Genomic DNA, 26637 nt, shown 5'->3' with positions numbered 1-26637 from the left:
ATGGTAACTTAAAATACTATCAGTCTGTGGGAGACGGGGCACGCCCCGTCTCTACAACCAGCCTCATTTATATCTCCTTTTGCTTCCTAGCTTTCCAAACTGAATATCCCACCGCACCAATCAATAACAACAGGATAATCAACGAACTAAAAGAAGTAATATAAGCCGCCGTAATATACCCCTGCGGCCTAAACTCAAACACGATTTGATGTTCACCCGCCGGAACCCGCATCGCACGTAATATCCAATCCACCCGGAAATGTGAAGCAGGCTTTCCATCAATCGTTGCCTCCCATCCCGGTTGATAATAGATCTCTGAGAACACCGCTAATTGCTCAGAATCAGCCTTCGTCGTATAAACTAACTTATTGGGACGATAGCTATCCAGCGTTATCGTAGCGGTAGAATCCAATTGAGGAGTGAAACCCTTTATCTCATCAGCGAAACGTTTATCAACAACCGCCGTCGTTAACGGATTGATCGTATTCAACGCCGCTATTTCCGCATCCGCATTCTCTACAATCTCCACTTTATCCACAAACCAAGCGTTGCCGAAAGCGAATGGATTCCTTAAAGGAGGCTGCTCCGGATTGTAAATAATGTAGCGGGTATTCAGCATATTCAAAGACGGGCAGGCGGCGAACACCCCCATCAAATCCTCCGCAGTCTGCGCGTTTTGGAACGCCCCGATTACCGAGTTAAGCTCTCCCTGCAGACGATGGTCGATCAGTTCTTGATACCGTCTCAGCTTCGCGGCGTAATAACCACCGATGGAATGGTGATAATACGAGGTCGTTGTCTCCAAGAAAGGATTATTCAAATTTAAGACACGGTAAGAAGGATCCTTATCCTTCATGATCTCCTTATCAGCTACCGTCTCCTTATACACTTCCGTAGGTTTCTGACGGATAAAATTACTATCATTCAAATACCGTTTATCCACCGTCCACAAATCAACCAAGATCAAGAGCGTAACGCCGATCCCCACGAATGTCGCCACTTTCTTCCGATCCTTCGAGGTATAGAACCAGAACAACAAAGCCGCTCCCAACAAGATGAATACCAACGAGCGCAAAGCATCTGCCGAGGCTAAAGAGGCACGGTCCATTAACAAGGCGTTGTAATACCAATCCGGCAACTGATATTGAGCGTCGAAAGATGAGCGGAAATCCAGCAACATACTCGGCATCAACCAAAGGATTAAAGAAAGCCCTCCCGTGATAGCCAAGGCTGCGATCAACCCCCTCTTCAACAGGGCATCGTCCGTACTCTCGGACAAAATTTCCTTCAATCCCCATATAGCGATGATCGGGAACACCATACCCGGGATGACCAGCGCCATCTCCACGGTACGGAACTTATTATACATCGGCAAATAATGGAACATAAAGTCGTTGAAGCTATCAAAATTACGCCCCAACGCCAGCAATATCAGGAAGACAGAGCCTCCGAACAACCACCATTTCATCGGATTCCGGATCACGAACATCCCCAAGACAAACAAGAAACAGACTAACGCCCCGAAATAAACAGGTCCGGAGGTAAACGTCTTCTCGCCCCAATAGGTAGGGGCTTGTACCTCTTTTCCTACCTGGGCCCCTTTCGCCCTTAATTCCTTATACAACTCGGAATCCGGGCCCAACATTCCCCCGGAACCTCCTCCATAAGCGTTGGGAACCAACAGAGTCAGCAACTCTCCTTTCCCATAGCTCCAAGCGAACGCATAATCCTTATCCAAGCCGGAAGAGATCTTCTCGCCCGAAGGAGTCGTTGTTGTCAGCTCCGTAGCCCCACGGATAGAGTTCTGTCCCAAATCCCATTGGGCATACATATTCTGGGCATTCGGCAACACGGCCAATATCACGCATCCGGCCATGATAGCGGTTACCGTACCTAGCTCCTTATAAGCTTTCTCCTTCAGCCTACTAAACAAATATCCCAGATAAATGAAGAAACAAAGCAATAATAAATAATAAGTGATCTGCAGGTGAGTATTCGCGATAGAGAACGCGACGCCTAGCAAGAACACGACCGCCCCCCATAAATACTTGCGCTTGAACAATAAGGCCATACCTGCCAACGTCAGCGGCATATAAGCGATTACATACGCTTTCGTGACATGCCCCGCCTCTATAATGATCAAATTATAAGACGCTAAAGCAAAAGCGATAGCTCCGGCGATCGCCAGCCACCAATTCACGCCCATGATACACATCAGGATGTAGAAACAAACGAATCCGGTAAACACCATCCCCGCATCCATATATCCCAGCGCTTTCAAGGGTTTCTCCAGCAACAGATACCCGGGAAACCGCGGAGCCGGATTTCCATATCCCGACACGTAAGGCATTCCTCCAAACATGGCATCAGACCATGCGCTAAATTCTCCCGGCTGGGCCGTTTTCTCATATTCTTCCATTTGGCTATTTCCCATACCGATAGCCTTCTCCGTATCTCCTTGCCGAACTACCTTGCCTTCAAATACGGCCGGAGAAAAATAGACCACCGTCAATACCAAGAATACGGCTATCGCGGCGATATGTTTTCCCCATTTACTCATTATACTCCGCATAAAACTCATCTATAATTTATTATTTATACTCTACCCTTAAACCATTTGGCAAAATAGAATCTCACGGCGAACCAACCATGCAGCAAAACCGTCGATACCTTGCCGTAATATTTGCACATGACTTCGTATCGTTCCTTCAAGGAGGCTTTCCGGTTAACACTGCTCAATCCCTCTTCCAGGAAATTAGACAGGATCAAGCGTGTATTGTGTATTCTTCCGGATCGTTTCAAGCATTGGATACACCAATCATAATCTGCCGTCAAACGGTATTCCGTATTATATAACGGGGCGATCGCCCGCTTTGATATAAAAGACTGATGGCAAACCAACATTCCCATCCGGAAACTTTTCCAAGTCAGTTTCTCCGGCGCTTTCAGCCTGCGCATACCCAACGACCTGCCTTCCGCGTCAACAATCCGGGTTTCTCCGTAAATCACGTCTGGCAAAGATACTTTCTTTTTCAAAGATGCCACAATTCTTTGCACGGTATCTGAGGTATAAAGTGTATCTCCCGCATTCAGGAACCACACATAATCTCCCGTGGCCCGTGTCAATCCTTTATTCATGGCATCATACAAGCCATGATCAGGCTCGCTTATCCAAGAAGCGATACCAGACTCATATTGCTTGATAATCTCTACGGTCTTATCTTTCGATGCCCCGTCGATCAATATATACTCGATATTCGGATACGACTGGCTGAGTACGCTCAAGATCGTACGCTCCAACCATCGCTCCGCATTATAGGTGACTGTTATGATCGAGAATGTAGGCTGTAAGTTGTTTAATTTCTCACTCATATCTAGTTCTTTCTATCGCAGACTTGCTTGTACAACGAAATATATCGTTTGGCGACCACCTCTTCCGCATAACTCTCGCGAACTTTATCCACGCAAGCGGAAGAGAGACCCAAAGTTACATTATTATCCAATATCCACTCTATCCCGACTGCCAGATCCCTAGCATCCTTGTATTTAGCGACATATCCATTCCTCAGATGATCAATCATCTCCGGAATCCCCCCCGTCTCAAATCCAGCACAAGGGGTACCGCAGGCCATCGACTCCATAATCGTATTGGGCAGATTATCTTCCAATGAAGGTATGATGAACATATCGGCACTGGCATAGGCAGAAACCATGGTATCCGTATCCGATATATACCCTAGCGTATTCACTTTAAAAGGGAACTGGCTGATTAATTCTTCCGAACTATTCCCCATCAAGACGATCTCCATGCGATCTTGGTATTTCTCTTTTAGCATTCGGCAAGCCTCAATCAAAAAAATCGCTCCTTTCCGGGTATCCGAGAGTTTAGCGGCGGCAAAAAGAAGAAGAGACTTATCTTCCGGCAGGCCTAATCGCTTACGAGCCACTTGTTTATCAATCGGCTTAAAGGCTGCCACGTCGATCGGGTTAGGGATCGACGTAAAACGTGCCGTTCTCAGCCAATGGCCTTTTTTTGCCTCTTCCATAATCCACCGGCTGCAACCGACAAATGTAACCTTAGATAACCCGACCTTCCCTTTCTTCTTAAAAACAGAAGCCGCCAAATCAAAAAACGGATTCTGCCTCAACATCGGGCACCGACGGCAACTTGATATATATTTCTCGCAACCTCCCGGATAATGGCAAATAGCCGTAGCGGGCCATAAATCATGCATAGTCCACACGATAGGTTTCCCGGTATCTACTAACTTCTTAATATCAGAAAGAGACAAAAATCCTTGATTCACCCAATGCAAATGAATTACATCGGCCTTTCTCACCAGCGGATGTGTCAACAAGTTCGTGCCCGTATCAGCAATGGATACCTGAAAGAGATTCTCTTTACTAAAGAAATTACAAATGAAGATTATCAACCGTTCCCAAACGAAACGTAAGAAATTAAGCTTACGCGAAATCCATGAATTATTCACAGAGAAAACCCTCACATGATCCGTCTTCCGATCCCGTACCAGCATAGAAACCTCTACGCCAGACTTATCCAACGCCTTCACCAACCGACTCGCCGCCACAGCCGCTCCACCAGTTAATTCAGAGGTGTTTAATATCAAGATGTTCATTCCCTATTTATTATTTCCCAATAACCATTTTTCTTAGTTCCAATCCGCTCAATAATATTCTTTTCTTTTAACACTTTCACCGCTTTTCGAACCTGTAGTATCACAGGCTCCAACTTCGCACAAGCCCTAAACCAAAACTTACCATAGCAACCAATGATCAAAATCAACTCCTGTACAAATATCAGGGTTTCTCATTCCAATATACATACCAGGATTAGAACTATAAGTACCTATGAACTGCTGCGCATTAGATAAGACATCAACAGAAGCAAATAGCTTAATCAATTGATTTTGACGAAAGTCCACTGATTTTTCCATAAAAGAAGAATGAAAATATCCTCTCTCTTCCTTCGAACAAAGAGTATAAACAGACCATTCCGGATATCTAACGGAAATCTCTTCTATCACACTATAATCATCTGTCAATACAAATAAATTTTTGGTAACTATAGTTTCACGTACACGATCAAAATATTTATCTACCGCCTCTATCTTATGTTCTATAAACTTGTCCCCACCCCGAATGTGCATTCCTACATACTCACTAGGCAACGACAAATCATGGATGAGCGTATCCACGCAAATCTTCGTATCTTTATTATATCTCCATGTCAACTTTATCAACCGAGAACATGCTTGCTGTAGATTTCCATCAATTCCCAACTCTGGAATAAAATAATGCTTTTCAGCCATTCTTGGATCTCTAGCTCTACCAAAGACATCCTGGGTTAACAAATCCTTCCTCCAGATATATAAATAAGGTTTTATATCAGAAAGGTATTTCAAGGAACGACTTCTTAACGTTTTTTTTATACTGTAACGCCAGTCAGAGGATCGTCTATGCATACGATGGTCTATAACCATATCGCAAAAAGGCTCAAAAAATCCACACCATCCTGCCGTATGAAAATTGGAAGATCTATCTAATAAAAAACGATACCTATGAGTTAAACAATATAACATAGACAGAATCATATTATTATACTCAGAGAAGAATCCCGCCTCTATCCCAACACGATAAACCAAGCGCCGACAAAAAGAATTGTTCAGGTTAAGCCAATTATCATATAATTCATCCATGACATCCTAAGTTTTTATTAGAAGTATTGATTATCTGATGAAGCTCTACGTCTTTATCAGAATAAAGGTCATACAGTTTACATATATTCTTTTTACATTGTTCCTGTGTAAAAGTGTTATTCCAAATACGCATACCTCCCGCACTCAAAGAAGAAAACTCCGTCTTATACCAACCCACTTGACAACCATTCAGCCATGCACGTAAACACAGCTCTACATCATCGAATTGGAATGGGGCAAAATCAAAATCAATATGTTTTAATTTCTCTAAGAAAAGAGAACGGTTAAGCCACATCGGAGCTCTATTAACATGAGGGACAAAACAAAAATCAATATCCTCCGTAGGAAGATCACAATCCAATATATCAAATCTGCCTTTTTGTTTATCTATAGCAAAATCAAGGCAATCTCGTCCTCCCAAAATAGCCAACTCAGGATATTTCTCAAAATAAAAGACTGCGTTATCTACCCACGACAAATCCTTAAAATCATCATCATCCTGTAATAACGCCACGAATCGCCCATTTACCATGCGAATTGTTTTGTCATACATCACATTCTCATACAAATCATTTGCCCTTAATAGAAACTCATTACCTCTATTTAAATAACGTGCCAAGGAAATATAATGATTACGATCTGAGCCATCATCAATCACAACAATCTCAGCTCTCGGATAGTTTCTCAATTTATTGACAACATGTTTCACCTGTACACTTTTATTATGAGATTGTATGATAAAACTCACTTTTGGATCATTAATGTATCCTTTCGCTTTCCAGTCTTCATACGTTTTCTGCTTTTTTTTAAAAAAACGCTTTACTAACGCCCAATACAGCCTTTCCCAAACTAAACGAATATCCATTTTGTATTAATTAATTGCCAAATATAAACACTTTAACAAACAATCCATCCTCTCCGCATATCGAATTTGCATCTTATTACCTTTCAACGCTATCTCTTCAAGTCCAACAACATCCATTAGCGCTTTTTTTAGCTTAAGACATAAATCGGATTCATTAGAAGGATCAAACAATAAACCATTTTGGGGCTCATCTATTAAACAAGCCGATCCTGCGATAGATGAACATAAAGTATAACAACCGGATAGTAACGCCTCATTCACAACCGTACCAAAAGGTTCATATAAACTAGGTAAAACAAAGATTTGCGCTAAATTATAATAAGCCAACAGGTCTAAACCTTCTTGTTTTCCCATAAACCGTATTAAACCTGCAGATATATAGTCTTGTGCCTGAGACTCCAAAGCTTCACGTAAATCTCCGTCACCTACAATCAACAACCTAGTATCTGGAAAATCGGCGTTGACATGACGAAACGCCTTTAATAAAAGAGATACATTCTTTATCTCAACCAGACGCCCCACATATAATATATTTTTTTTCCCTATTAAACTATACTTCTCTGCAACAGAAACAGAAATTGATAAAGCTTTCAGCAACCGTTCTCTAAAAAAGTTGTCTGACTGAATGATCGGGAAATAAACATATTTCGACTTAAATCTCAAATTGTTTTCATACCAAGTCAACACATTATTATCGGCTAGAACCACGATCGAAAGGATATGTAACATAACGTAACGGGTAAGCTTTTTAACAAAATGCGCCCCTTGAGCCATCGATACGTTATCATCGCATATAGATACCACAGTTAGATTCCGGTTAAACAACAACTTATAAAAGCATACTAAAAGTCCTAACAAATTATACTCCGAAACAAAAACGACATCAGCCTTATTCTTCCACAAAATAGCCAGTACCTCAAACCTCAGATTCTTAATACCCATAAAACCTGAAGAAAGAAAACGGGGTGCGAAACACAATCGTTTTCTAAGTTTTTCCTGGTCAAAAGCCTGTTCCAAGGCATTATCAAACTCAAAATAAAAGCTTGCGTCAAACTCTTTAGCTAACGAATTAAAAAAATCAACTCGATAAGGAGCTATCGCCGGATGTAGTATAATCGCCCGTTTTTTCATATGACTCTACCTGATATCCTTTTGTAAAACCGTACGTAAAGCCTCCAAATAGCCTCTGCCAAAATTCAAATCCGGCTCCACATAATTTCCTTCAGCCCATTCATTCCAAGACTTCAGAATCACGATCCGATGATCATCGCCCTTATTTAGGATCGAACGAACCGTTTGCTCTACATGTTTCTGGAAAAGTTGGGGAGTCGAACCTTTTAAAATAGCACCATAACGTCCTGTCCTAGGAGAATGATCCCAATTGGGAATTATTGTAGGATAAACATTTTCTCTCTCATCCTCTTTACCAGAGAAATATTTCATCGCATCTTTGTACTGACACCAAAAGCCATGTTTAAAAAACTCCCTATTTACCTTATTAATAACTTTCTGTACAAAAGATATTCCTATTCTCTGGTACTCAAACAACCTCACGACATTGACTGCGTCATATCCCATTGACAGAAAATTATCTATATCATTTGGTTGATACGTATGAGCGACAAAATGAATACCCGTTAAACCATTCCGTACTGCCAAACGTTGCCAACAGTCTATAAACTCCCTAGAATCCGGAATTTCCGCTGGAGCGAAAATTAAGAAAAAAGGTTTTCCGTCAACAGTCACATATCTCTTATCCTTAAACGCCGGTAGTACGTCATAGAAATGACGCTCATAATCAGAAAGTCCACCATAAGTTTGATCGATTAATGACTCTTTCGTCTTAACTCCATTATAAATACCTCTCCAAGAGTGATTGGCCCAAGCTAGACAAAAGGGGAAATCCGGTTTACCCGATTTCAAGACTTCATTAAAGGGTCTTTCCAACAAACGCCTTCCATTCCCAAACCAATAATGCCAATAACAAAACGCTTCCACCCCATACTCTCTTGCCATATCTGCCTGAGCCTGGCGAGTTTCCGGAACTCGCAAATCATAATATCCTAAGTCTGCCGGAACCTGTGGTTGATAATGCCCCCTGAACAAAGGCTTGGCTTTACCTACGTTCGTCCATTCCGTAAAACCTTTTCCATACCACTTATCATTTTCGGGTATTGGATGAAATTGTGGCAAATAAAATGCCAAAACTCTTATTTTATTTCTATTCATTACCGTCAATAAATATTTTAACTCAAGATATAAAATAAAAAATCATCACCGGACTAAAGATAAGACCTCCAACTTGATTGAAAATAAGTCGGCGGCTAACGTAGAATAAGTACTAGCCATGGAACCATATATTTTCTCCGTATGCGCCAATGTATATAATTCTATCAAGGCATCAACTATACCATTCTCATTATCTCTCCGTACTTCTTTTAAACTAGTTATTATCCGGTCACCAAATAAATCTAAAAGCTTTCTTTTTTCCTCGGATGAGTCGGACGCCACATAAAACAACGTATCAGGATCAAATGCGATTTCTTCTTTTATCTTCATCGTGAACAAAGATAACGGGCTGTTTAAAGTAGGTGTCAAATGATCTCCACGTCTGATGTGTACCCCTATGACACGATGATTCTTAAAGGTAGAGATACGAGCCTTTATTTGCCTTTGATGCGTTTCTAGCGGCAAAATATACCGGAAAGTTTCATCATTCTTATAAAATGATTGATATTGAACTAAATATACAGAACGATGCTGCTGAAATGATTTCAATAAAGTTGAAGAAGAAAAAGAGGTATGAACATTTTTCTCATAAATTCTTTCCGGGAAACTCATTCTCTGATATAAATACGGCAACCACAAATTGCGTTTCCGTGGACGATCATAAATATAATGCCGTAAAGACGCATCTATGACCTCAACTTCCGAAGGAGCAATATCAATATGGAATAAAGAATGAAAATCCGCTCCCATCCCCCAGTCCTTGAACCAAATTACCCGAAGCTTTATCGAATTATCTCGGCAAAACGAAATAGCTGATGAAATAGCATAATATCTATTAGCCAATCCACCCATTGGAACTAAATATAAAGTCTTCATTGTCTTTTTTTCCATATAAACTCTATGCATTCCCTAAATATTACAGATTGTGTCTTCCACATGACTCCTATATATAAAATCGCAGACACAAAAATCTTCAAAACAAATCGTATATAGATATTTTCCGAGATGAAAGAGAGCCACCAAGCACAGCCCAATACGGAGAGAGTGATAAGGAAATAAGGGGATATATCTCTTATTACATTATATAGCTTAACCCCTATCAAGCGGCTCGCGAAATAATGCCACACAAGCAACCAGCAAAGGTAAGCGACCACATAAGCCGCGACCATCCATAAAATCCCATAAGGCAGCATGACGATCAACAACACGATCTGGAGTATACCAAATATCACGTTCGCATACAAATAGATATTAGATTTCCCATGGCTAATCACTATGTTCTTATAAAGTTCGCATATCGGGGAGAAAGCCCCCCAAATACACAGCAACTGCAAGATAGGGACACAAGGCGCCCACTTTTCCGTAACCGTAATCAAGATCAACTCGTTCGCGACCAGCGCCATGCCAAACATCAATGGAAAAGATATAAAGGCCGTGAAACGGATCATTTTCCTTAAAACCTGTACTTGTCTCTCTTTCTCATAAGAGACTTGGGCAAATACCGGCTGGGCTACTCCCGATACCATTCCCGTAATGAAGCTCCCGCCCATATTCATCCATTTATAACCTTGGGAATAATATCCCACTTGCTGGACCGTATAGAACTTACCCAACAGGATAGAGAATATATTCGTAGACATCTGACTGAACAGATTTGTCAATAATAACCTTGCGCTAAACGGAAACATCTCCTTTAAAGGCTGAAGGCTAAAGGAGAAAGTGGGCCTCCAAGGTGAATAATACCACCTGAGAAAAGTGCCTAAACCGATATAAAGCACTCCTTGAATGGCGATTCCCCAATAAGCCATACCATTCAACGCCATGATCAACGCTGCCGTGTTGGATAGCAGCAACGCATAGATATCGATCTTCGCCCTTTCCTTGACCATCAAGTTCTTAAACAGATAAGCGGCTTGAGCCGTGCCAAAACAACCAAACAAGAAACTCAAGAATACGATACGGGATACCCAAAGCAAATCCGGCTGGTCAAAAAAAACGGCGATCAAAGGGGCCGAGAAAAACAAAATCACATAAAGGGCGATCCCTACGGCTATATTAAACCAAAATACCGAATTGTAATCCTCATGCTTAATATCCAGCTTATTTGTCAAGGCCGCCGAGAAACCGCTTTCCTGAAGGGCATTCGCGAAACCCGTAAAAATCGCCAGCATCCCGACCATCCCATAATCTCCCGGCGATAATATACGAGACAAAAAGATTCCAAACAGCAAGGCGAGTATCTGTTGCATCCCGTTACTCACCCCTCCCCAGAAAAGTCCTTTCGCTGTTTTATCTTTTAATGATTGTTCTGCCATTTGATATTTACGGTAAAGTGCGACAAAGATAAACATTTACCTTTGGCTAACAGAGAAAAACGGGAAGCATTTCCTTCTTTACGTATATTTTACGATATATAGTACCTCATAAGAATACTCTATTTTATGCCGTACTTTCGAAAAGGCGAAACCTAAATCCCCGGTGGACCTACGCTTTCCCCGCATAAATCCTCCGGATGATATCCACCACCTTCATGCCTTCCAACACGTTGGTCGTTATGATTTCGCCGGGAGCGCCGGAAAGCACGTTGACCACGTTACGGATCACGAAATTATGGTTTTGAGCGGAACCTTTATAAGGGCCGTAATCATTGCCGGGATTGGTAGGAGCCAATTCAGGCATCTCATAATCCTTGATATGGCAGTACTCTACCTCGTTCATATATTGACCGCCGATCTTCACGCTACCATTCTCGGCCACGACCAGCATGCTACTTTCCAGGTTCTTGTCCCATACCGCCGTAGAATAGCTCAAGCTGCCCATTCCACCGTTCACGAAATTAAAATTCACGAAACCGGAATCCTCAAACGCGGTCAGTTTCTCATGGTTGAAATCGGCGAAACGAGTCTGGATATTACAGATATCCCCGAATAGCCAATACATAATATCGATGAAATGGGAAAATTGAGTGAATAAGGTACCTCCATCCAAGGCTGCGTCGCCATGCCATCCTCCGGGTTTATAGTAACGCTCATCGCGGTTCCAATAGCAATTCAACTGTACCATATAGATCTTGCCCAATTTCCCGGACTCAACCATTTCCTTGATCCAGACCGAAGGCGGGGAATAACGATTTTGCATCACGCAAAATACCTGCTTACGGAATCTCAACGAGGTATAAACTACTCTCTCGGCATCAGCCAAAGTCAGCGCCATCGGTTTCTCTATAACCACATGATGCCCGCTCTCTATCGCCCGGATAGCCATCTCCGCATGTAAACCATTAGGCGTACAGATATTCACCACATCTATATCCAATCCCAGACGGAACAATTCCTCTATGCTTCGGGCGAAAGGCACGTCGTAGGCCTCTATCCCCAGTTCCTCTTTCGGACGGATATCACACAAAGCGACCAGCTCCGCCCCTTCATCCCGGGTAATCATCTCGGCATGACGCTTACCTATATGGCCACAGCCGATCACGGCGAAACGTATTTTCTTATTCATAAATTTGTAGATTCTTTAGTGGTTTAAATAATCATGCAATTTACCGATAATATACTCTTGAATATCCTCATCCATCTCCGTATGTATCGGGAGGGAGAGGACGTTTTTCGTGAGGCGTTCGGCTACAGACAGGTCGCTTCCGTACCGGACGTGGTCTTTAAACGCTACTTGTTCTTGCATCGGGACCGGGTAGTAAATCAAGGCCGGGATTCCATGTTCTTTCAAATAGCCTTGTAAAGCCTCGCGACGGCCATCCAGCACTTGGATCGTATATTGATGATACACGTGCGTAGAAGATGGGATACAAGTAGGCAGTAATATACCATCCAAGCCCGACAAGCCCGCGTCATATCGCCGCGCGGCCACTTGCCGAGACGAGATAAATTCGTCTATGTGTTTTAATTTAACGTTTAAGATCGCCGCTTGCAAGGTATCCAGGCGGGAATTACAACCTATAATCTGATGATGGTACTTTATGTTCTGCCCATGCACCGTAGTCATACGTACCTCTTCTGCCAGATCCGCATCATGTACGATTACCGCTCCCCCATCTCCGTACCCCCCTAAGATCTTCGTGGGGAAGAAAGACAAAGCGCCCATATCCCCCATAGTACCGGTCTTCTTTGAGGTTCCGTCCGGAAATGTATATTCCGCGCCCAATGACTGTGCGTTATCCTCGATAACATACAAATTATTTTTCCTGGCCAATTCCAAAATCGGATACATGTCACAACTTTGCCCGAAAAGATGAACAGCGATGATAGCCCTCGTACGATCTGTTATAGCCTCGGCCACGGCCTCCGGAGAAATATTGAAAGTACGCTCATCCACGTCGACCAAAACGGGAACCAAGCCCAATAAAACCGCGGCCTCAGCAGCGGCGGCATATGTAAACGCCGGCACGATCACCTCATCACCCCGCCTCAGATTCAAACGCATCAAAGCGATTTGCAAAGCATCGGTACAGTTCCCACAAGGAACCACATACTCCGTATTCAAATAAGCAGCTAGATTCGAGCCAAAAACCTTCACCATCGGGCCGTTAATAAAAGAGCTGCTCTCTATCATCGAAAACATAGCCTCATCTATCTCCTCCTTCAGCCGATGATATTGACCGACCAAATCTACCATTTGTATTTTTTTCTCCATACCTGCCATCTTCTTTCTTTAAAATGAAAAAGGAAGGACACTCAAAGCGCTATTTGAATGTCCCTGCCTTTATTATGCCATATCAAAGATTCCTTTATCTCACCTCGCTACCCGGTTTCACCTCTTTCTCCGGAGTGATAACGGCCAATTTCCCATCGAAATTCTCAGCGGATAGAATCATACCCTCGGAAACGATACCTTTCAACTTGCGGGGAGCCAAGTTAGCGATGAAGCAAACTTGTTTTCCTACCAGTTCCTCCGGCTTATAATGCTGGGCGATACCCGATACGATCGTGCGCTTCTCCAAGCCATCATCAATACGGAACTGGAGCAACTTATCCGCTTTCGGGACCTTCGTACATTCCAAGACCGTACCCACACGGATATCCAGTTTCATGAAATCATCGAACTCGATATTCTCACGGACCGGTTTCGCCTTATAGTTCGCTTCCTCATTCGCTTTCTTCGTATCCAATAATTTCTGCACCTGAGCCTCGATCACGCTATCTTCTATTTTCTCGAACAGCAACTCGGCCTTACCCAGTTGATGCCCTGCCTCCAATAGATCCGTAGCGCCCAACCGGTTCCATCCCAACGGTTCCACGTTCAGCATCTTGTTCAGTTTCTCCATGCTAAACGGCAAGAACGGTTCGAAAACGATCGCTAGGTTAGCTGTAATCTGCAAAGCGATATTCATGATCGTAGCGACACGGGGCATATCCGTCTTCGCCAACTTCCACGGCTCCATATCAGCGAGGTACTTATTCCCGATACGGGCCAGGTTCATCGCCTCTTTTTGCGCGTCGCGGAAATGGTAGGTATCCAACAGGCGTTCCACGTTCTCCTTCACGTCCGCGAAATCTTTCAAGGTCTGCCGATCATAATCCGTCAACTCACCAGCCTCCGGCACCTTACCCTCGAAATATTTATTCGTAAGGACTAACGCCCGGTTCACGAAGTTTCCCAAGATAGCGACCAACTCGTTATTGTTACGAGCCTGGAAATCTTTCCACGTGAAATCATTGTCCTTTGTCTCCGGAGCGTTGGCCGTCAAGACATAGCGCAACACATCCTGCTTGCCCGGCATATCCACCAGATACTCGTTCAGCCAAACCGCCCAGTTACGGGAAGTAGAGATCTTGTCGCCCTCCAAGTTCAAGAACTCGTTGGCAGGAACATTCTCCGGCAAGTTATAAGAACCTTCCGCTTTCAGCATGGAAGGGAACACGATACAATGAAACACGATATTATCTTTACCGATGAAATGGACCATTTTAGTCTCCGGGTCCTTCCACCACGTCTCCCAGCTATCCGGCAGCAACTCTTTCGTATTAGAGATATAGCCGATCGGAGCGTCGAACCACACATACAGTACCTTTCCTTCCGCTCCTTCCACGGGGACGGGGATACCCCAATCCAAATCCCGGCTCACCGCCCGGGGTTGCAGGCCCATATCCAGCCAACTCTTGCATTGCCCGTATACGTTCGGCTTCCATTCCTTATGCTCTTCCAAGATCCATTTACGCAAGAACGGCTCCCACTTATCCAAAGGCAGGTACCAATGTTTCGTCTCGCGCATTACCGGCTTACTGCCGCTGATAGCGGATTTCGGGTCTTTCAGGTCTGTGGGGCTAAGGGAAGTGCCGCAAGCCTCGCATTGATCGCCATACGCCTTCTCGTTCCCGCAATGCGGGCAAGTACCCGTAATATAGCGATCTGCCAAGAATTGCTTCGCCTCCTCATCGTAATATTGCTCGCTTGTTTTCTCGATGAATTCGCCTTTTTCATATAATGTACGGAAGAAATCCGAGGCCATCTGATGATGCGTAGCAGAGGTCGTACGCGAATAGATGTCGAACGAGATTCCAAAGTCCTCGAACGACTTCTTGATAATGCCATGATAACGATCCACCACGTCTTGCGGCGTGATCCCCTCTTTCTTCGCTCTCAACGTGATGGGTACCCCATGCTCATCCGAACCACCAATCATCAGCACTTCCTCCCCCTTCAAACGAAGGTAACGGGCATAAATATCGGCAGGCACATATACCCCGGCCAAATGGCCGATATGCACCGGTCCGTTCGCATACGGCAACGCCGTTGTTATCAGCGTTCTCTTAAAATGTTTTTCCATACCTTGTGTTCTCTTTTTGAGACACAAAGGTACGGAATAATTTGATTAGACGGAAAAGAATAATTTCCTTTGTGATTGAGTTTCCTCTTAATTGGACAAGAAGTCTTACCACTACTAATAATATATATGGAAAACATATACTTAAATATCACGAATTTGGAAGAAGACATAAAAAAGGTATAAAAAAGAGCTTACCATTAGGGGACATAAAGCGGAAACTCTTGACATCATGGAAAAGGGTAGTTTCTTCGAAATCCACACAGCGGCTATAACAACCTCCGAGAACAGGACGTTGATCTCATTTATTTGAATATATCCCTGCTTAGGGCTTCTGAAGTGAATAACTTACGGTTTATCGAACCATAAGTCATTCAGCTTGGGAAGTAAAATTAACACTGATAATCATCCCCTTAGTTTCGTAAGCATAAGAGATCTCATATACAGTTCCAGCCTCCGGAGTTTCGATCAGCCTCGAGTCTGTTTTATTCTCACCATCATTATTTTCAACACTTAAAGTATAGATTATCTTATCACTTACTTGTAAATAAGCAGTTTGACCGTTAATTACTTTCACAGATCTATCTCCGGATTGTACAGTAAAAAGATAGGTTTTGAACCGATCACTAAAACCTTCCGGAAGTTTTAAGGAAACACCGATATTCACCATCGGGACTTCCACATTCAGATGGTTTATTTCACCAACTTCTATCTTAAAATCCTTTTCAGCATAAAAGGCTGCTCCACCAATTTCTGTATCTAACCAATTGGGCATTTCCTTATACGCCTGATTGTAGGTTTTCAGCTGATAACTTCCAGCTGGTAAATCCAGCTTAGCGGGCACTTTTCCCGGTTCATATTGTTGGCCGCTCATTAATTGACCGTTTTGCCAAACCTCCACATACAAATCGTTCTGAACGGCCCGAGTGGAAACAGCGTTGATATTTTCTGTTTGAACAGAAATATTTTCCAATATTAAAGTACCCTTGCCTTCTGAAATATTAAAAGCCTCATCTTTTTGGCAGGCTACCAAAAAGATAAAAAATAATAGGGTATAAGCAATATGTTTCATTCTTCTATATTTAACAATAATACAAACTATATATGCGTCACTTATCATAGTTTAAAGATAAATCATCAATCTTCAGAATGCTTCCCATATGTACTGTCCAATTTCCTACAACAGGATACTGTATCGTTGTTCCCTTCTCAAAGTCATTTTCAGTAAGTGAAGTCTTATCTGAAGCCAAAAATTGCACACATATCATAGTTGGCTTCACATTTTCTTCAATATAATCAAAGTTAACTATAGCCTGCTTATAGGTTTCATCCTCTACTGAATATACTTCTGGTACATATGTTCCAGAAGCAATTTCTTTATCTTCATTTTTCAAAGAGACTACTACTTTAAAAGCATCTGATTTAAATGGTTTATATTTATACCAAAACGATAAAGATGTAGGTCGAGATTCAAAATCATGCCCCTGAACTATATTTGAATCGTAGGAACCTATAAACAAGCTGCCAACCATTGCACCTCCAACATAAGTTCCTGATGTATTAGCATAACCATCACCACATCCGGAAAGATATAATAATGCAGCTTTCGAACCTCCATGTACATCTGTTGTATAACTTACACATGAAGCAAAACAACCCTCATACCAAATTCCTATTGCATAAGTTCCTCCCTGCGCTTTATCGTTATTCGTATCCCACCAAGAAGCACTCGCATTACCCTCCGAATAAGGATGAAAAGTATAATATGTCTTATCTTTAAAAGGCCATCCTCCCGACTTTTTCTTTTCCTCAATACTCCACTCCTCCATATCCGAGTTCGGCAACTGCACCGGATTTTCTAGCTCTACATCAACAACGTCCGTCATGACTACATCGCGATAAACCGCTCTCACTTGATATGATCTATTTTGGGGATGTTCGCTGAATAACACTTTCATATCTTGAATCTCCTTCCAAGAATCATCACCTTCGGACTTTTCTTTATACTGATATTTCAACTTAGATTTGATAACCTCCGGATCGCCTGTAGTAACGGTTAGTTCATCAACCGTAAACTCTTTCGTCCAGATATTTCCGGGTTGAACAGATACTACCATTTCCGGTTTATTACACCTCAACGTATAAACTCGGCTTGGGTTTTCTTGGCCTGAAATCTCTTCGCTACTCCAACGATTATTCGCTCTTACATCTACTTCAATCTTATTTTCTACCGTCGCACCTGCATCTGTTTGCAACTTAACAACAATAGGAGTTAAATCCAAAGAAGCTTTTTCCGCACCTATTTCTGGTAATACTACACCTAACGTCTTTTCCACTTCCTTTTTATCCTCCGGAACAGATAAGAGATATTCTTTATCATTCAAGTTTGAAAATTGTGGATCGTTAAAAGTAAACTTCAACTTCAAATCCTGCAAGGGCGAGGCTGTGTTAAGACTCAATTTCGCCGTTTTAGTCTCTGTCTCCGCAAAGGAAAGTATATTATTCTCGAAACCTTCGGCTTCAATCTTCGGTTTTGGCAACCAATCCATCGGGATATCGCTCGTTATCGTCTCCTTTTTAATTTCCACCTTGGCGATATCCAACAACAGGTCATCCGACAACTTCAATGTCAATTTAAGATGCTCTCCAGCCTGCAAAGTCAAAGGCAAATCCTTGCATTGCAATTTCTCGGAAAAGTCCTCACCATTCCTCTTTTTTCCTTCAAAATAGAAGGAAACTTCTTTCCCGGCTTGAAAATAGGCACTTTTCTTACTATCCGGAGTTAAATTACAAGACCTTCCCTCTACAAGCACTTTCACATAATAAGAAGAGAAAATTTTCATCAACTCCGTATCCGCAGGGAAATAGGCTGAAGCTAACGCATTCGCCACCTTGCAGCTTAAAATAACGCTTTTCTTCTCGCCGTCCTTGATCACTACATTTGAAGTATCACCAAGATAATAAGGCGCATCCAACGCCAGAACCGGATTCTCGCCATACGAGGCAGAGATCGTATAGGTACCAGCCGAAGCCGGTATCGTTTGGGCGGTATAAATTCCATCATACAACGGATCAGAAGCCCCGTCCTTCACAATTTTCAGTTTAAACTTATCCACGGCAGGTTTCCCCAATTCCACCGGAGTACTTTTTGTCTCAACCGTAACCTCCCCATCCTGCAAAGATATTTGGAAACCGGTCGTTTTACCATCCATCAGAGTCTCCTCTTGGCAAGCGGCGAAGAGGAACAATGACAGTATACAATAATAGAATTTATGCATTCGCCTCATCATACCATCAGTCGTATATAAGTTCAAAATCATCTACATACAATATACTACCGTCTCCTCCGGTAAAATAATCTCCATACTTACTGGCACTAGCCACTATAATAATATACATATTACCGGGCTTTTCCTGCGTCTTATATTCCAAATCAATCGTAAATTCTTTCCATGTTCCATTCGTAGAGACACACTCTTTTATAGGCAGTTCACCATACGCGATAATATCATTATCCTCTTTGAATTTGATAAATGTATCAGTATCGGTATTATCTACCACATAAGCTTTTTTAGCCAATGCAATATAAATAGAACAAACATCCGGATCTCCTTTTGTGATCGTTCCCGCAGGTTGATTATCTCCTACATATCCAACCGTGGCCGGAGCGTATTGGAAAAAGCCATGCAATGCAGTCGGGCGCGAGGTAAACGGCCTTCCGAAATTGATCTTCGCACCACTCATTCCGACCAATTCGCCAAAAGATCCCGTATATAAACTCGCAGCAGCGAATTTCACCTTCCATTGAGATTTCAACTCCGCAGACTTTCCTCCTTGCGTATGTACGACATTTGAGTTTCCTTGGGTAGGATTAATATTTACTACAGCTCCCAAACCTTGCGTCGTACCGGGATTACTCGTATCCCAAAATGATTTACCAGACTCCCCGGCGTACCATGTTTTCCCTGCTTGATACCACAGATCAAAATCACCGTTATATAAAGCAGTAGCGTCCTCGGTCGTGAAAGAGGATTCGCCCAACACACTGCCCGAAGCATTTACCAAGCGGCATTGATAAGTCGTACCCGGTTGCAACTCCTCGATCCGTGCCGAAACCTTCGTCCCATCGGTCTTTGCCGAGACCTTATTCCAAGAAGTTTCTCCTTGCTTTACATATTCAAACGAACAATCAGTCTCCGATGCCTTTCCTTCCACATCAGCGTATTTACTCCAAGCATTCACGGACAAATCCCCGGTCGAAGGCTTGGAACCACCATCTTCATCGGTAAGCCGGACATATACCGTCCATATTGTCCCTTTATTGGGTTCATTCCAAGCATATTGAACCGTAAACTTTTGTGGAGAGGTAAAATCTTTCACGGTAGTAGGATCCGGAGTCACCTCACCATACGCACCACCCAAGGCCAAAGAGGTGATATGGATGTCTTCTAAATCCTGTTCTTTCCCGACATAAATAGTCACACGAGAATCAAACTCATCAATCGAATAGTCGATCATTCCCTCCACCTCAATCTTCCGATCAATGATTTGCCGCACCGTTACTTGCCATACATATTCTTGATAGGTCTTTATGGTAAAATTAACCGGATTGGTAAAATTCATCCGGGTATTTGAAGACATCGGGATACTATCCAATGAAGAGAAACCGGTAAACGGGAACTTCTTTGAATTCTCACACAGAGTAGAATCAACCAAAACTTCCGCATCATTCGGGTTCACCACCAAGCGGGTCAGTTTCAATCTAGAAATATCCACAGAATCATTTACATATAATAAGATCGTCTTAGCGGAAGCATCGATAACAGCCGCCGTATCCGAAGAACCTTCTGCCGGGCGTTGCCCTTCTACCCGAATATCCGTGACACTTCCATTAACGACCGGATATGGAATATCATTTTCTATCGCACATGAAGCCAACAACAAGAATAAGAACAGGCAAAAGCCCTCTACCACTCTTCTATATCTACCATTGATTGTTCTCATATTCGCTTATAAATAGAAAGTCATTCCTATATTAATAGAAAAAAGGTTGATCTTGAAATTACCGGATGAAGTACGGCTACTACCTACTTCCACTTGGTTCGTCTTCTGATCAACCCACTTAAAATCAAAACCCATCACACCGACAGAGACCTCTACCGCCGACCAGTCCGTGATAAATGCCGTCATCCCCGGAGCAAAACCAATCTGCAAATTCTGGACCTTCTGGTAGGTGCCATCATAATTAACTCCGGTACCGGTAGAATTTTTTCCCGTGCCATAACCATAGGTCACGCGGGCCTCGTTAAACAATCCGAAAATTTTACTGCGCCCGATAGGAATATAAGTACGCAAAAAACCAGATGTCTCATACTTATGCTCCAAGTAATATAAATCTTTAAACGAAATAGTAATATCTCCCAGATTAGCATCCACATTTCCCAAATCCAAATAATTCCGATGATAGGCAAAACGGATACCAGCCGAGATATTATCCCGAAAAAAATAGCCCACGTACGGACTTATCGCAAAATTATAGCCTCTCCCCTCCAAATCCTTTATAACAAGGAAATTCAAGTTGCTCTCATCATGTTCGGAATAAGATACGGTACCTCCGGCCATCCATGTTCCTTTCGGGATGAACACAGCCTCCTGTACCTCACGATCGATACGCTTGATGGCACGTTTACCACGCTGTGCGTTTACGGTACCGGTCACTATTGCTAATAACAGCAATAGGGTAAATAATTTTCTATTCATTTAAATAATTCGCTCTATTATTATTGCCACTTTTCTGTTTCATCCTCTATACCGCCTCAAAGATATTGAAAATCTACTTAGCAAGGAAAATATACTTACTTGCCAAGTAGATTTATAGTAGAAACTTATTTTTCCCAAATAGGCTTTCAGCCTATGGTTTATTTCCATATTGTAGGCTCACCGTCGTATATGAGTGAGAAATCGTCAAGATACATTACGCTACCATCACCTCCGGTGAAATAGTCGCCATACTTGCTTGACGAGCAGACCACGATGATATGGGTCGGTTTCTCATTCAGATTCTTATATTTCAACGGGATATTGAACTCCTTCCATTGTCCATTGGTACTTATACACTCCGACACAGGTAGCTCACCATAAGCGATGATATCCGTATCATTCTCAAAATCAATCGCAGTTCCTGCCATATCGGTGTTATCTACAGTATATTGCTTTTTAGACATCGCAATATAAATAGCACAAACATCAGGCTTATCTTTTTCGACTACAGCGTCAGCTGGAAGATTATCCCCTACATGAGTTACGTTTACCGGAGCGTATTGGAACCAGCCCTTCAACGCTATTGGACGGGAAGCGAACGGCTGACCAAAATTGATCTTAGCGCCATTCATACTAACCAGCCCACCAAAAGAACCGGTATATAGACTCGCTGCGGCAAATTTCACCTTAAACTGGGATTTCAGCTCGGCAGATTTCCCTCCTGGCGTATGCACAGTCTCCGAATTTCCTTGAGTGGGATTGATGTTGACAATAGCCCCCAAACCTGTTGTTGTACCGGGGTTACTTGAATCCCAAAATGATTTACCGGATTCCCCAGCATACCATGTCTTTCCATTCTGATACCACAAATCAAAATTAGCATTATATAATGCAGTAGCAGCCTCCGTAGTAAACTCAACAATATCACTTGACACCTCTTCCATATCCTTATATACAAAACGGTATTGGTATTTGGTTGCAGGAGTCAAACCTGTAATCTTCGCAGAATAAATATCCTTTCCTGCCTCTTCCAATTGTGGAACAGATATCCACAACTCCGTATCTGCTTGTTTATACTCCATCGCCAACTTGCTCAGATCCAAAACTCCCGCTTTTGAAAGTACTTGCCCTTCCAAATAAGCGAATGTACTCCAAGCACTTGCGCTCGCTGACAAGGTTGTTGTCGAGGTCAAAGGTACACCAATGGTGAAATTATAGGTCTTGATTGTCCCATCCAAAGTAATATCAATGCTAGTAGAACCGTTTGGAGAGTCTGCCACTTTATATATCAAACGAACATTATCGCGAGCTTTTACCGCATGAACAGTATCTTTCTTAGAATGTGTTGTCCCCCTTTGATTCGTTACGCTCGTTGAGACAATCAACGACTTTTCGGGAACCGGGAAATAGGCCTTTGCCGTCTCGTTCTTACCTAATTCAAAGGTAAGGCGGGTTCCTGTTTGATCAGCCGAATCGGCCACAACAATGGTCGCAGACTTAAAGCTTTCCTTAAATAGCTCGTCAAATTCAACTGTCACCAAGACATTCGCCAATGTACAGGTAACTTCAGCCGTCACATCTTTTCCTGCCATAACCTCTACCTCCGTAGATCCCATATAATAAGGTTTATCAAACTCAGCAGCTTTACCATCGAAGCCATTTGAAGAGGCCTTCACCGTATACTTGCCAGCGGTCAACGAGAAACTTTCTCCTTTCCACGTAGTATAATCGTCTGTTTGTTTAACGACATCTCCCTTTTCATTCAAGATTTGTACAGCCAACTGTTTGGGGTTATAAACGACCTCCTCATTCCCCGCTTTAGTTATTGTGGAATTGTTGGTCGTTATATCCAGACTCAAATAACCGATATTGTTCATGAATACATCATTCTCAGCCTGGCAAGCGACCAAACCTAATATCATTACAAAAAATAAAAATCTATAGATTGTCTTCATGATATATTATTCTGTCACTTTTACACTTAGTTTATCTTTTACAATTTTACCGTCATTATCTTCCACCGTAATATTAAATACATGTCCCTCTGGATCTGTCGTAACACCTCCACCTGTACTTGGATCTAACAACAAACTAAAAAAGGCATGTACCGGAAATTCATAGTTCTTTTCCCCACCTACAGGTAAAGTTACACCCATTGATTCCAATGTCTCTCCTAAAGTTTCATTACCTATCAACTCAAACTCTTCACCAAATAAATCCTTAACTATTGACGCAAAAAACTCATTTCCTCCCTTTATCGCCACTGTGATATTTTTCAAACCAGCAGGAGTTGATATAATAACATTCGCTTCTTTTTCTTCATCCGCAGGCAGTGTATAAAGAGCTTGCGGAATCGTGATCGTAGGGCCAGATGTCGGGGGTTCAGGTTTTCCTTCACCATTATCACCTTCCACCTCTATATCAATATTCTCATTTATCTCCTGATTAAAACCGTTAACCGTGATAGAGATACCGGTTTTATTAAGTTCCACATCTTTTCCGGGAGCCAACGAAATCACCAAGCCATCTCCTCCCACAAAATAGGAATCGTCTCCTTCTACAAAATCAGCACTTCCCTTTTTCATTAATGTCTGATTTATAGTGACTTTCTCACTCGTTTCCTTCACGGTAGCTGTTCCCGATACATAAATCTTATCTGTCTCCGCAGCCATTTTCCAATAAATCGGAGCTGGGTTTGGGTTTTCTTGCGTATAAATATCTGAATGACCGCACTTGTCATCTACCGTAATAGACCATTCGCTATAATGGTTTATAAATTCGGAGGTAAAATTCATCGCAATCTTGACATTCTGGATTTTACATTTCACCGTAGTGGGCTTTTCCACGCCAGACGTTATCTCTATTTTTTCTACCCCTCCAAAATAAGGATCTTTCATCTTTTCGGCAAACTCTCCCGGCGAATGTGCTTCGATCTCGTAATTTCCAATCGGCAACTCAATCACACCATCCTCATTTTCCTCTTTAAATTTAGCGAACGACGCATAACTTTTAGTAAAATCAAAGTCCACAGAATTGATCACAAGCGGAAATTCCTCTTTATTATCAGTCGCACCTTTTGTCTCCACAGAAGCAGACGAACCCACATTCACGTCGAGTGTCAAATAACCTGTTTCCGAAGGGATCTCTTTCCCAAAAATCTCCTCCTTCATCTCACACGACATCAAGCCGGAAAACAAGACTGTACCCAACATCCATATATTGATCGCTTTCATATTCTAATCTCTTATTATAGTTATATCTATTTATACCCAATCCCCCGGAATAACAATATCTACCGGATGATCTACCGTAGTCTCGTCGACAGTAATCGAAATACCTAAATTGCCATTGCTGATAACCGGTTTCAAAGTGAGCTTCAAAGCATCTGCCGGACTTAACGTATAAGTTTTAACAGCATCCTTAGCAGTTACATTCTCTTTAGGGGTCAGGCTCACCGTAACCTTGACATCTTCCTGATTGCCTACCTTAAAATACATTGGACCGACTATATCCTTAGTCCATTCAAATGAAGAGGGCTTCTGTGCCTCTGTCTCAATCTTCAAGGAGTAGGCTGAAAAATATTCATCCATCTTCGAATCAAACACCACATTAATTCGAGCCGAACTGGGCTTACAAGTTACAGGAGCTGTCACCTCCTCCCCCTCCTTCACCTCAAAAGCAGCTTCACCAGAAAAATACAACACTTCGGAAGAAACCGGTTTGTCTTCACCCATAAAAGCTTTCAACATATAGTTACCAACATTCAACTGATACACCTCTTCCAAATTCTTATACAAATCATTTATAATAAGCTTCTCCTCTTGCCCGGCCTTAAACACTTGCACAGTATAATTGTTCACCTCCTTATACTCATTCTCATCCACGGCTTTTGTTTGAAAACCTACCTCCGGTGTCAGATCTATTTTCACAAACCCTTTGCCTTCCGGAATATCCAATTCATCCCCTTCAGAGCTACAGCTGCTCAACATCAAACAACAACCCAACAAGCAGGCCATTCCCCAAGATGTAAAAATCTTTTTCCTCATATAAATACATTTTTCAATTACTCCAATTCGTATAGATCCGTCCGATCCAAAATTGGGTACAAAAGAATATATTTCACAAAGATTCCACAAGGTCTATTTATCTTATTACCTATTCTTTTTTTTAGATTTTAATTTTTATCAATACACATACAGAGCTATTTAAAAGACTTAATATATTCTATTTTTATATTTCACTGTTCTTTTTATTAGAAACTGTCTCCAAACAAAATAAACATCCAAGCAACCCCGGAAAAAATTTCCGGAATACTGGAAGCTCTAAACACCCGTGTATAAATTTTTTCCCTCAAGACACGGTAAATCTTTGAAAATACCTATTTTTGTCAAGTATTCTCGACAAGTGAACAATAAAACAAGCATGGAAAAAGACATCCCCAAAATAGACCTGCCCCAAGATTGGGTAATTGGAAAGCTCTCGGCCGAGGACATCGGGCTATTGAACTTGTATGCGAATTACCCATGCCGCTTGAAGGCGGGGATTTTCGTGTTATGTTTAGGTGGAGAGGTAGAAGCCTCTATCAACCTAACTCAATTCAAGGCAGAATCAGGTAGTTTCATCACTATTTTGCCTGGAACAATCTTTCAGATCCATAAAGTAGACGGGGATTTGCAAATTTACTTCATGGGGTTTTCGTCCGATTTTCTCAACAAGGTAAATGTGAGTAAATCGGTCATAGACATGCATTATATCGTGAAAGATAGCCCGATATATAAACCAAGAGAGAAAACCCTACCTTTACTGAAGGATTACTTTGAATTGCTGATCAAAACATATGAATTATGTGCTTCACAATTAAGCCAAGGTATTATCTATCATTTATTCACAGGTATATTACTGGGAGTCAGCAGTATGTACAAAGATCTCACAACAGACAAACCAAATCTTTCCAAAGCAGAGCAAATCAGTAAAAATTTCATACAATTAGTAATGCAAAATTATACCATGCAACGGAACGTCGCATGGTATGCCAAGCGGCTTGGCATCACGCAAGCGCACCTAAGTACAATTATCAAACAGACTACCAATAAGACTTGTATAGAGATCATCACCTCGATGGTGATCATGGATGCAAAGGCACAACTGAAATCAACGAACCTTTCCATCCACGACATAGCTTATGCTCTGAATTTCACAAATATGTCTTTTTTTGGAAAGTATTTCAAACGTTATGTGGGTATGAGTCCACAAGAATATAGGAATAGCTAACGCCCTCCATC

Annotated in this window: 20 protein-coding genes; 1 reads left to right on the top strand and 19 read right to left on the bottom strand. The window is 42.1% G+C overall.

Translation table 11 applies throughout. The features are described 5' to 3' along the window. Window positions 1-67 precede the first annotated feature (67 nt). The 19 genes from Q0110_RS06855 to Q0110_RS06765 all read right to left on the bottom strand — a co-directional run bounded on the left by Q0110_RS06855 (window position 68) and on the right by Q0110_RS06765 (window position 25401). Window positions 68-2572 (bottom strand): YfhO family protein, encoded by a 2505-nt coding sequence (locus Q0110_RS06855; RefSeq protein ID WP_297904737.1) that lies wholly within the window; start codon window positions 2570-2572, stop codon window positions 68-70. A gap of 23 nt (window positions 2573-2595) precedes the next feature. Continuing rightward, entirely contained in the window at window positions 2596-3372 is a 777-nt protein-coding gene (locus Q0110_RS06850) for a glycosyltransferase family 2 protein (protein ID WP_297904734.1), read from the bottom strand. 2 nt (window positions 3373-3374) lie between these two features. Further along, a complete protein-coding gene (locus tag Q0110_RS06845; RefSeq protein ID WP_297904732.1) occupies window positions 3375-4637 on the bottom strand; it encodes a glycosyltransferase family 4 protein in 1263 nt (420 codons plus the stop codon). 138 nt (window positions 4638-4775) lie between these two features. Continuing rightward, window positions 4776-5717 (bottom strand): hypothetical protein, encoded by a 942-nt coding sequence (locus Q0110_RS06840; protein WP_297904729.1) that lies wholly within the window; start codon window positions 5715-5717, stop codon window positions 4776-4778. Beyond that, window positions 5710-6582 (bottom strand): glycosyltransferase, encoded by an 873-nt coding sequence (locus Q0110_RS06835; protein WP_297904726.1) that lies wholly within the window; start codon window positions 6580-6582, stop codon window positions 5710-5712. The genes Q0110_RS06840 and Q0110_RS06835 overlap by 8 nt, the downstream gene beginning before the upstream one ends. A 6-nt stretch (window positions 6583-6588) precedes the next feature. Further along, complete coding sequence (locus Q0110_RS06830; RefSeq protein ID WP_297904723.1) at window positions 6589-7713, bottom strand: glycosyltransferase family 4 protein; 1125 nt, start codon at window positions 7711-7713, stop codon at window positions 6589-6591. A 6-nt stretch (window positions 7714-7719) separates the two neighbouring features. Then, window positions 7720-8811, bottom strand: coding sequence for a glycoside hydrolase family 99-like domain-containing protein (locus tag Q0110_RS06825; protein WP_297904720.1), 1092 nt, complete (start codon window positions 8809-8811; stop codon window positions 7720-7722). 45 nt (window positions 8812-8856) lie between these two features. Beyond that, window positions 8857-9687, bottom strand: coding sequence for a hypothetical protein (locus tag Q0110_RS06820; protein ID WP_297904718.1), 831 nt, complete (start codon window positions 9685-9687; stop codon window positions 8857-8859). Beyond that, on the bottom strand, window positions 9684-11126 hold the full coding sequence (locus Q0110_RS06815) for a lipopolysaccharide biosynthesis protein (RefSeq protein ID WP_297904715.1): 1443 nt from the start codon (window positions 11124-11126) through the stop codon (window positions 9684-9686). The genes Q0110_RS06820 and Q0110_RS06815 overlap by 4 nt, the downstream gene beginning before the upstream one ends. A gap of 169 nt (window positions 11127-11295) precedes the next feature. Further along, window positions 11296-12315 (bottom strand): Gfo/Idh/MocA family oxidoreductase, encoded by a 1020-nt coding sequence (locus Q0110_RS06810; protein WP_297904711.1) that lies wholly within the window; start codon window positions 12313-12315, stop codon window positions 11296-11298. Window positions 12316-12330: 15 nt separating this feature from the next. Continuing rightward, window positions 12331-13464, bottom strand: a complete 1134-nt coding sequence (locus Q0110_RS06805; RefSeq protein WP_297904708.1) for a DegT/DnrJ/EryC1/StrS family aminotransferase — start codon at window positions 13462-13464, stop codon at window positions 12331-12333. A gap of 94 nt (window positions 13465-13558) precedes the next feature. Continuing rightward, window positions 13559-15598, bottom strand: coding sequence for a methionine--tRNA ligase (metG, locus tag Q0110_RS06800; protein ID WP_297904705.1), 2040 nt, complete (start codon window positions 15596-15598; stop codon window positions 13559-13561). Between the two features lie 367 nt (window positions 15599-15965). Further along, window positions 15966-16667, bottom strand: coding sequence for a DUF4493 domain-containing protein (locus Q0110_RS06795; RefSeq protein WP_297904702.1), 702 nt, complete (start codon window positions 16665-16667; stop codon window positions 15966-15968). A gap of 37 nt (window positions 16668-16704) precedes the next feature. Continuing rightward, a complete protein-coding gene (locus Q0110_RS06790; protein WP_297904847.1) occupies window positions 16705-18873 on the bottom strand; it encodes a DUF4493 domain-containing protein in 2169 nt (722 codons plus the stop codon). Between the two features lie 16 nt (window positions 18874-18889). Further along, window positions 18890-20599 carry a PCMD domain-containing protein gene (locus tag Q0110_RS06785; protein ID WP_297904699.1) on the bottom strand — a complete coding sequence of 570 codons (1710 nt, stop codon included), beginning with the start codon at window positions 20597-20599 and terminating at the stop codon, window positions 18890-18892. Between the two features lie 6 nt (window positions 20600-20605). Continuing rightward, a complete protein-coding gene (locus Q0110_RS06780; protein ID WP_297904696.1) occupies window positions 20606-21355 on the bottom strand; it encodes a hypothetical protein in 750 nt (249 codons plus the stop codon). A gap of 158 nt (window positions 21356-21513) precedes the next feature. Then, entirely contained in the window at window positions 21514-23310 is a 1797-nt protein-coding gene (locus Q0110_RS06775; RefSeq protein ID WP_297904674.1) for a DUF4493 domain-containing protein, read from the bottom strand. Between the two features lie 6 nt (window positions 23311-23316). Continuing rightward, entirely contained in the window at window positions 23317-24588 is a 1272-nt protein-coding gene (locus Q0110_RS06770) for a DUF4493 domain-containing protein (protein WP_297904671.1), read from the bottom strand. Window positions 24589-24618: 30 nt separating this feature from the next. After that, window positions 24619-25401 (bottom strand): DUF4493 domain-containing protein, encoded by a 783-nt coding sequence (locus Q0110_RS06765; protein ID WP_297904668.1) that lies wholly within the window; start codon window positions 25399-25401, stop codon window positions 24619-24621. 376 nt (window positions 25402-25777) lie between these two features. Between Q0110_RS06765 and Q0110_RS06760 the strand changes: the two genes are divergently transcribed. Next, on the top strand, window positions 25778-26626 hold the full coding sequence (locus Q0110_RS06760) for a helix-turn-helix transcriptional regulator (protein WP_297904665.1): 849 nt from the start codon (window positions 25778-25780) through the stop codon (window positions 26624-26626). Window positions 26627-26637 lie beyond the last annotated feature (11 nt).

Source organism: uncultured Parabacteroides sp. (assembly GCF_947855115.1).
Taxonomy (GTDB): domain Bacteria; phylum Bacteroidota; class Bacteroidia; order Bacteroidales; family Tannerellaceae; genus Parabacteroides.
The sequence above is the reverse complement of the archived record's forward strand: the minus strand, read 5'-3'. Positions and strand labels throughout refer to the sequence as shown.

Coding starts and splice junctions, on each gene's coding strand:
- Q0110_RS06855 (WP_297904737.1), bottom strand. CDS start 2,572: ATGCGGAGTATAATGAGTAAATGGGGAAAACATATCGCCGCGATAGCC.
- Q0110_RS06850 (WP_297904734.1), bottom strand. CDS start 3,372: ATGAGTGAGAAATTAAACAACTTACAGCCTACATTCTCGATCATAACA.
- Q0110_RS06845 (WP_297904732.1), bottom strand. CDS start 4,637: ATGAACATCTTGATATTAAACACCTCTGAATTAACTGGTGGAGCGGCT.
- Q0110_RS06840 (WP_297904729.1), bottom strand. CDS start 5,717: ATGGATGAATTATATGATAATTGGCTTAACCTGAACAATTCTTTTTGT.
- Q0110_RS06835 (WP_297904726.1), bottom strand. CDS start 6,582: ATGGATATTCGTTTAGTTTGGGAAAGGCTGTATTGGGCGTTAGTAAAG.
- Q0110_RS06830 (WP_297904723.1), bottom strand. CDS start 7,713: ATGAAAAAACGGGCGATTATACTACATCCGGCGATAGCTCCTTATCGA.
- Q0110_RS06825 (WP_297904720.1), bottom strand. CDS start 8,811: ATGAATAGAAATAAAATAAGAGTTTTGGCATTTTATTTGCCACAATTT.
- Q0110_RS06820 (WP_297904718.1), bottom strand. CDS start 9,687: ATGAAGACTTTATATTTAGTTCCAATGGGTGGATTGGCTAATAGATAT.
- Q0110_RS06815 (WP_297904715.1), bottom strand. CDS start 11,126: ATGGCAGAACAATCATTAAAAGATAAAACAGCGAAAGGACTTTTCTGG.
- Q0110_RS06810 (WP_297904711.1), bottom strand. CDS start 12,315: ATGAATAAGAAAATACGTTTCGCCGTGATCGGCTGTGGCCATATAGGT.
- Q0110_RS06805 (WP_297904708.1), bottom strand. CDS start 13,464: ATGGAGAAAAAAATACAAATGGTAGATTTGGTCGGTCAATATCATCGG.
- metG (WP_297904705.1), bottom strand. CDS start 15,598: ATGGAAAAACATTTTAAGAGAACGCTGATAACAACGGCGTTGCCGTAT.
- Q0110_RS06795 (WP_297904702.1), bottom strand. CDS start 16,667: ATGAAACATATTGCTTATACCCTATTATTTTTTATCTTTTTGGTAGCC.
- Q0110_RS06790 (WP_297904847.1), bottom strand. CDS start 18,873: ATGCATAAATTCTATTATTGTATACTGTCATTGTTCCTCTTCGCCGCT.
- Q0110_RS06785 (WP_297904699.1), bottom strand. CDS start 20,599: ATGAGAACAATCAATGGTAGATATAGAAGAGTGGTAGAGGGCTTTTGC.
- Q0110_RS06780 (WP_297904696.1), bottom strand. CDS start 21,355: ATGAATAGAAAATTATTTACCCTATTGCTGTTATTAGCAATAGTGACC.
- Q0110_RS06775 (WP_297904674.1), bottom strand. CDS start 23,310: ATGAAGACAATCTATAGATTTTTATTTTTTGTAATGATATTAGGTTTG.
- Q0110_RS06770 (WP_297904671.1), bottom strand. CDS start 24,588: ATGAAAGCGATCAATATATGGATGTTGGGTACAGTCTTGTTTTCCGGC.
- Q0110_RS06765 (WP_297904668.1), bottom strand. CDS start 25,401: ATGAGGAAAAAGATTTTTACATCTTGGGGAATGGCCTGCTTGTTGGGT.
- Q0110_RS06760 (WP_297904665.1), top strand. CDS start 25,778: ATGGAAAAAGACATCCCCAAAATAGACCTGCCCCAAGATTGGGTAATT.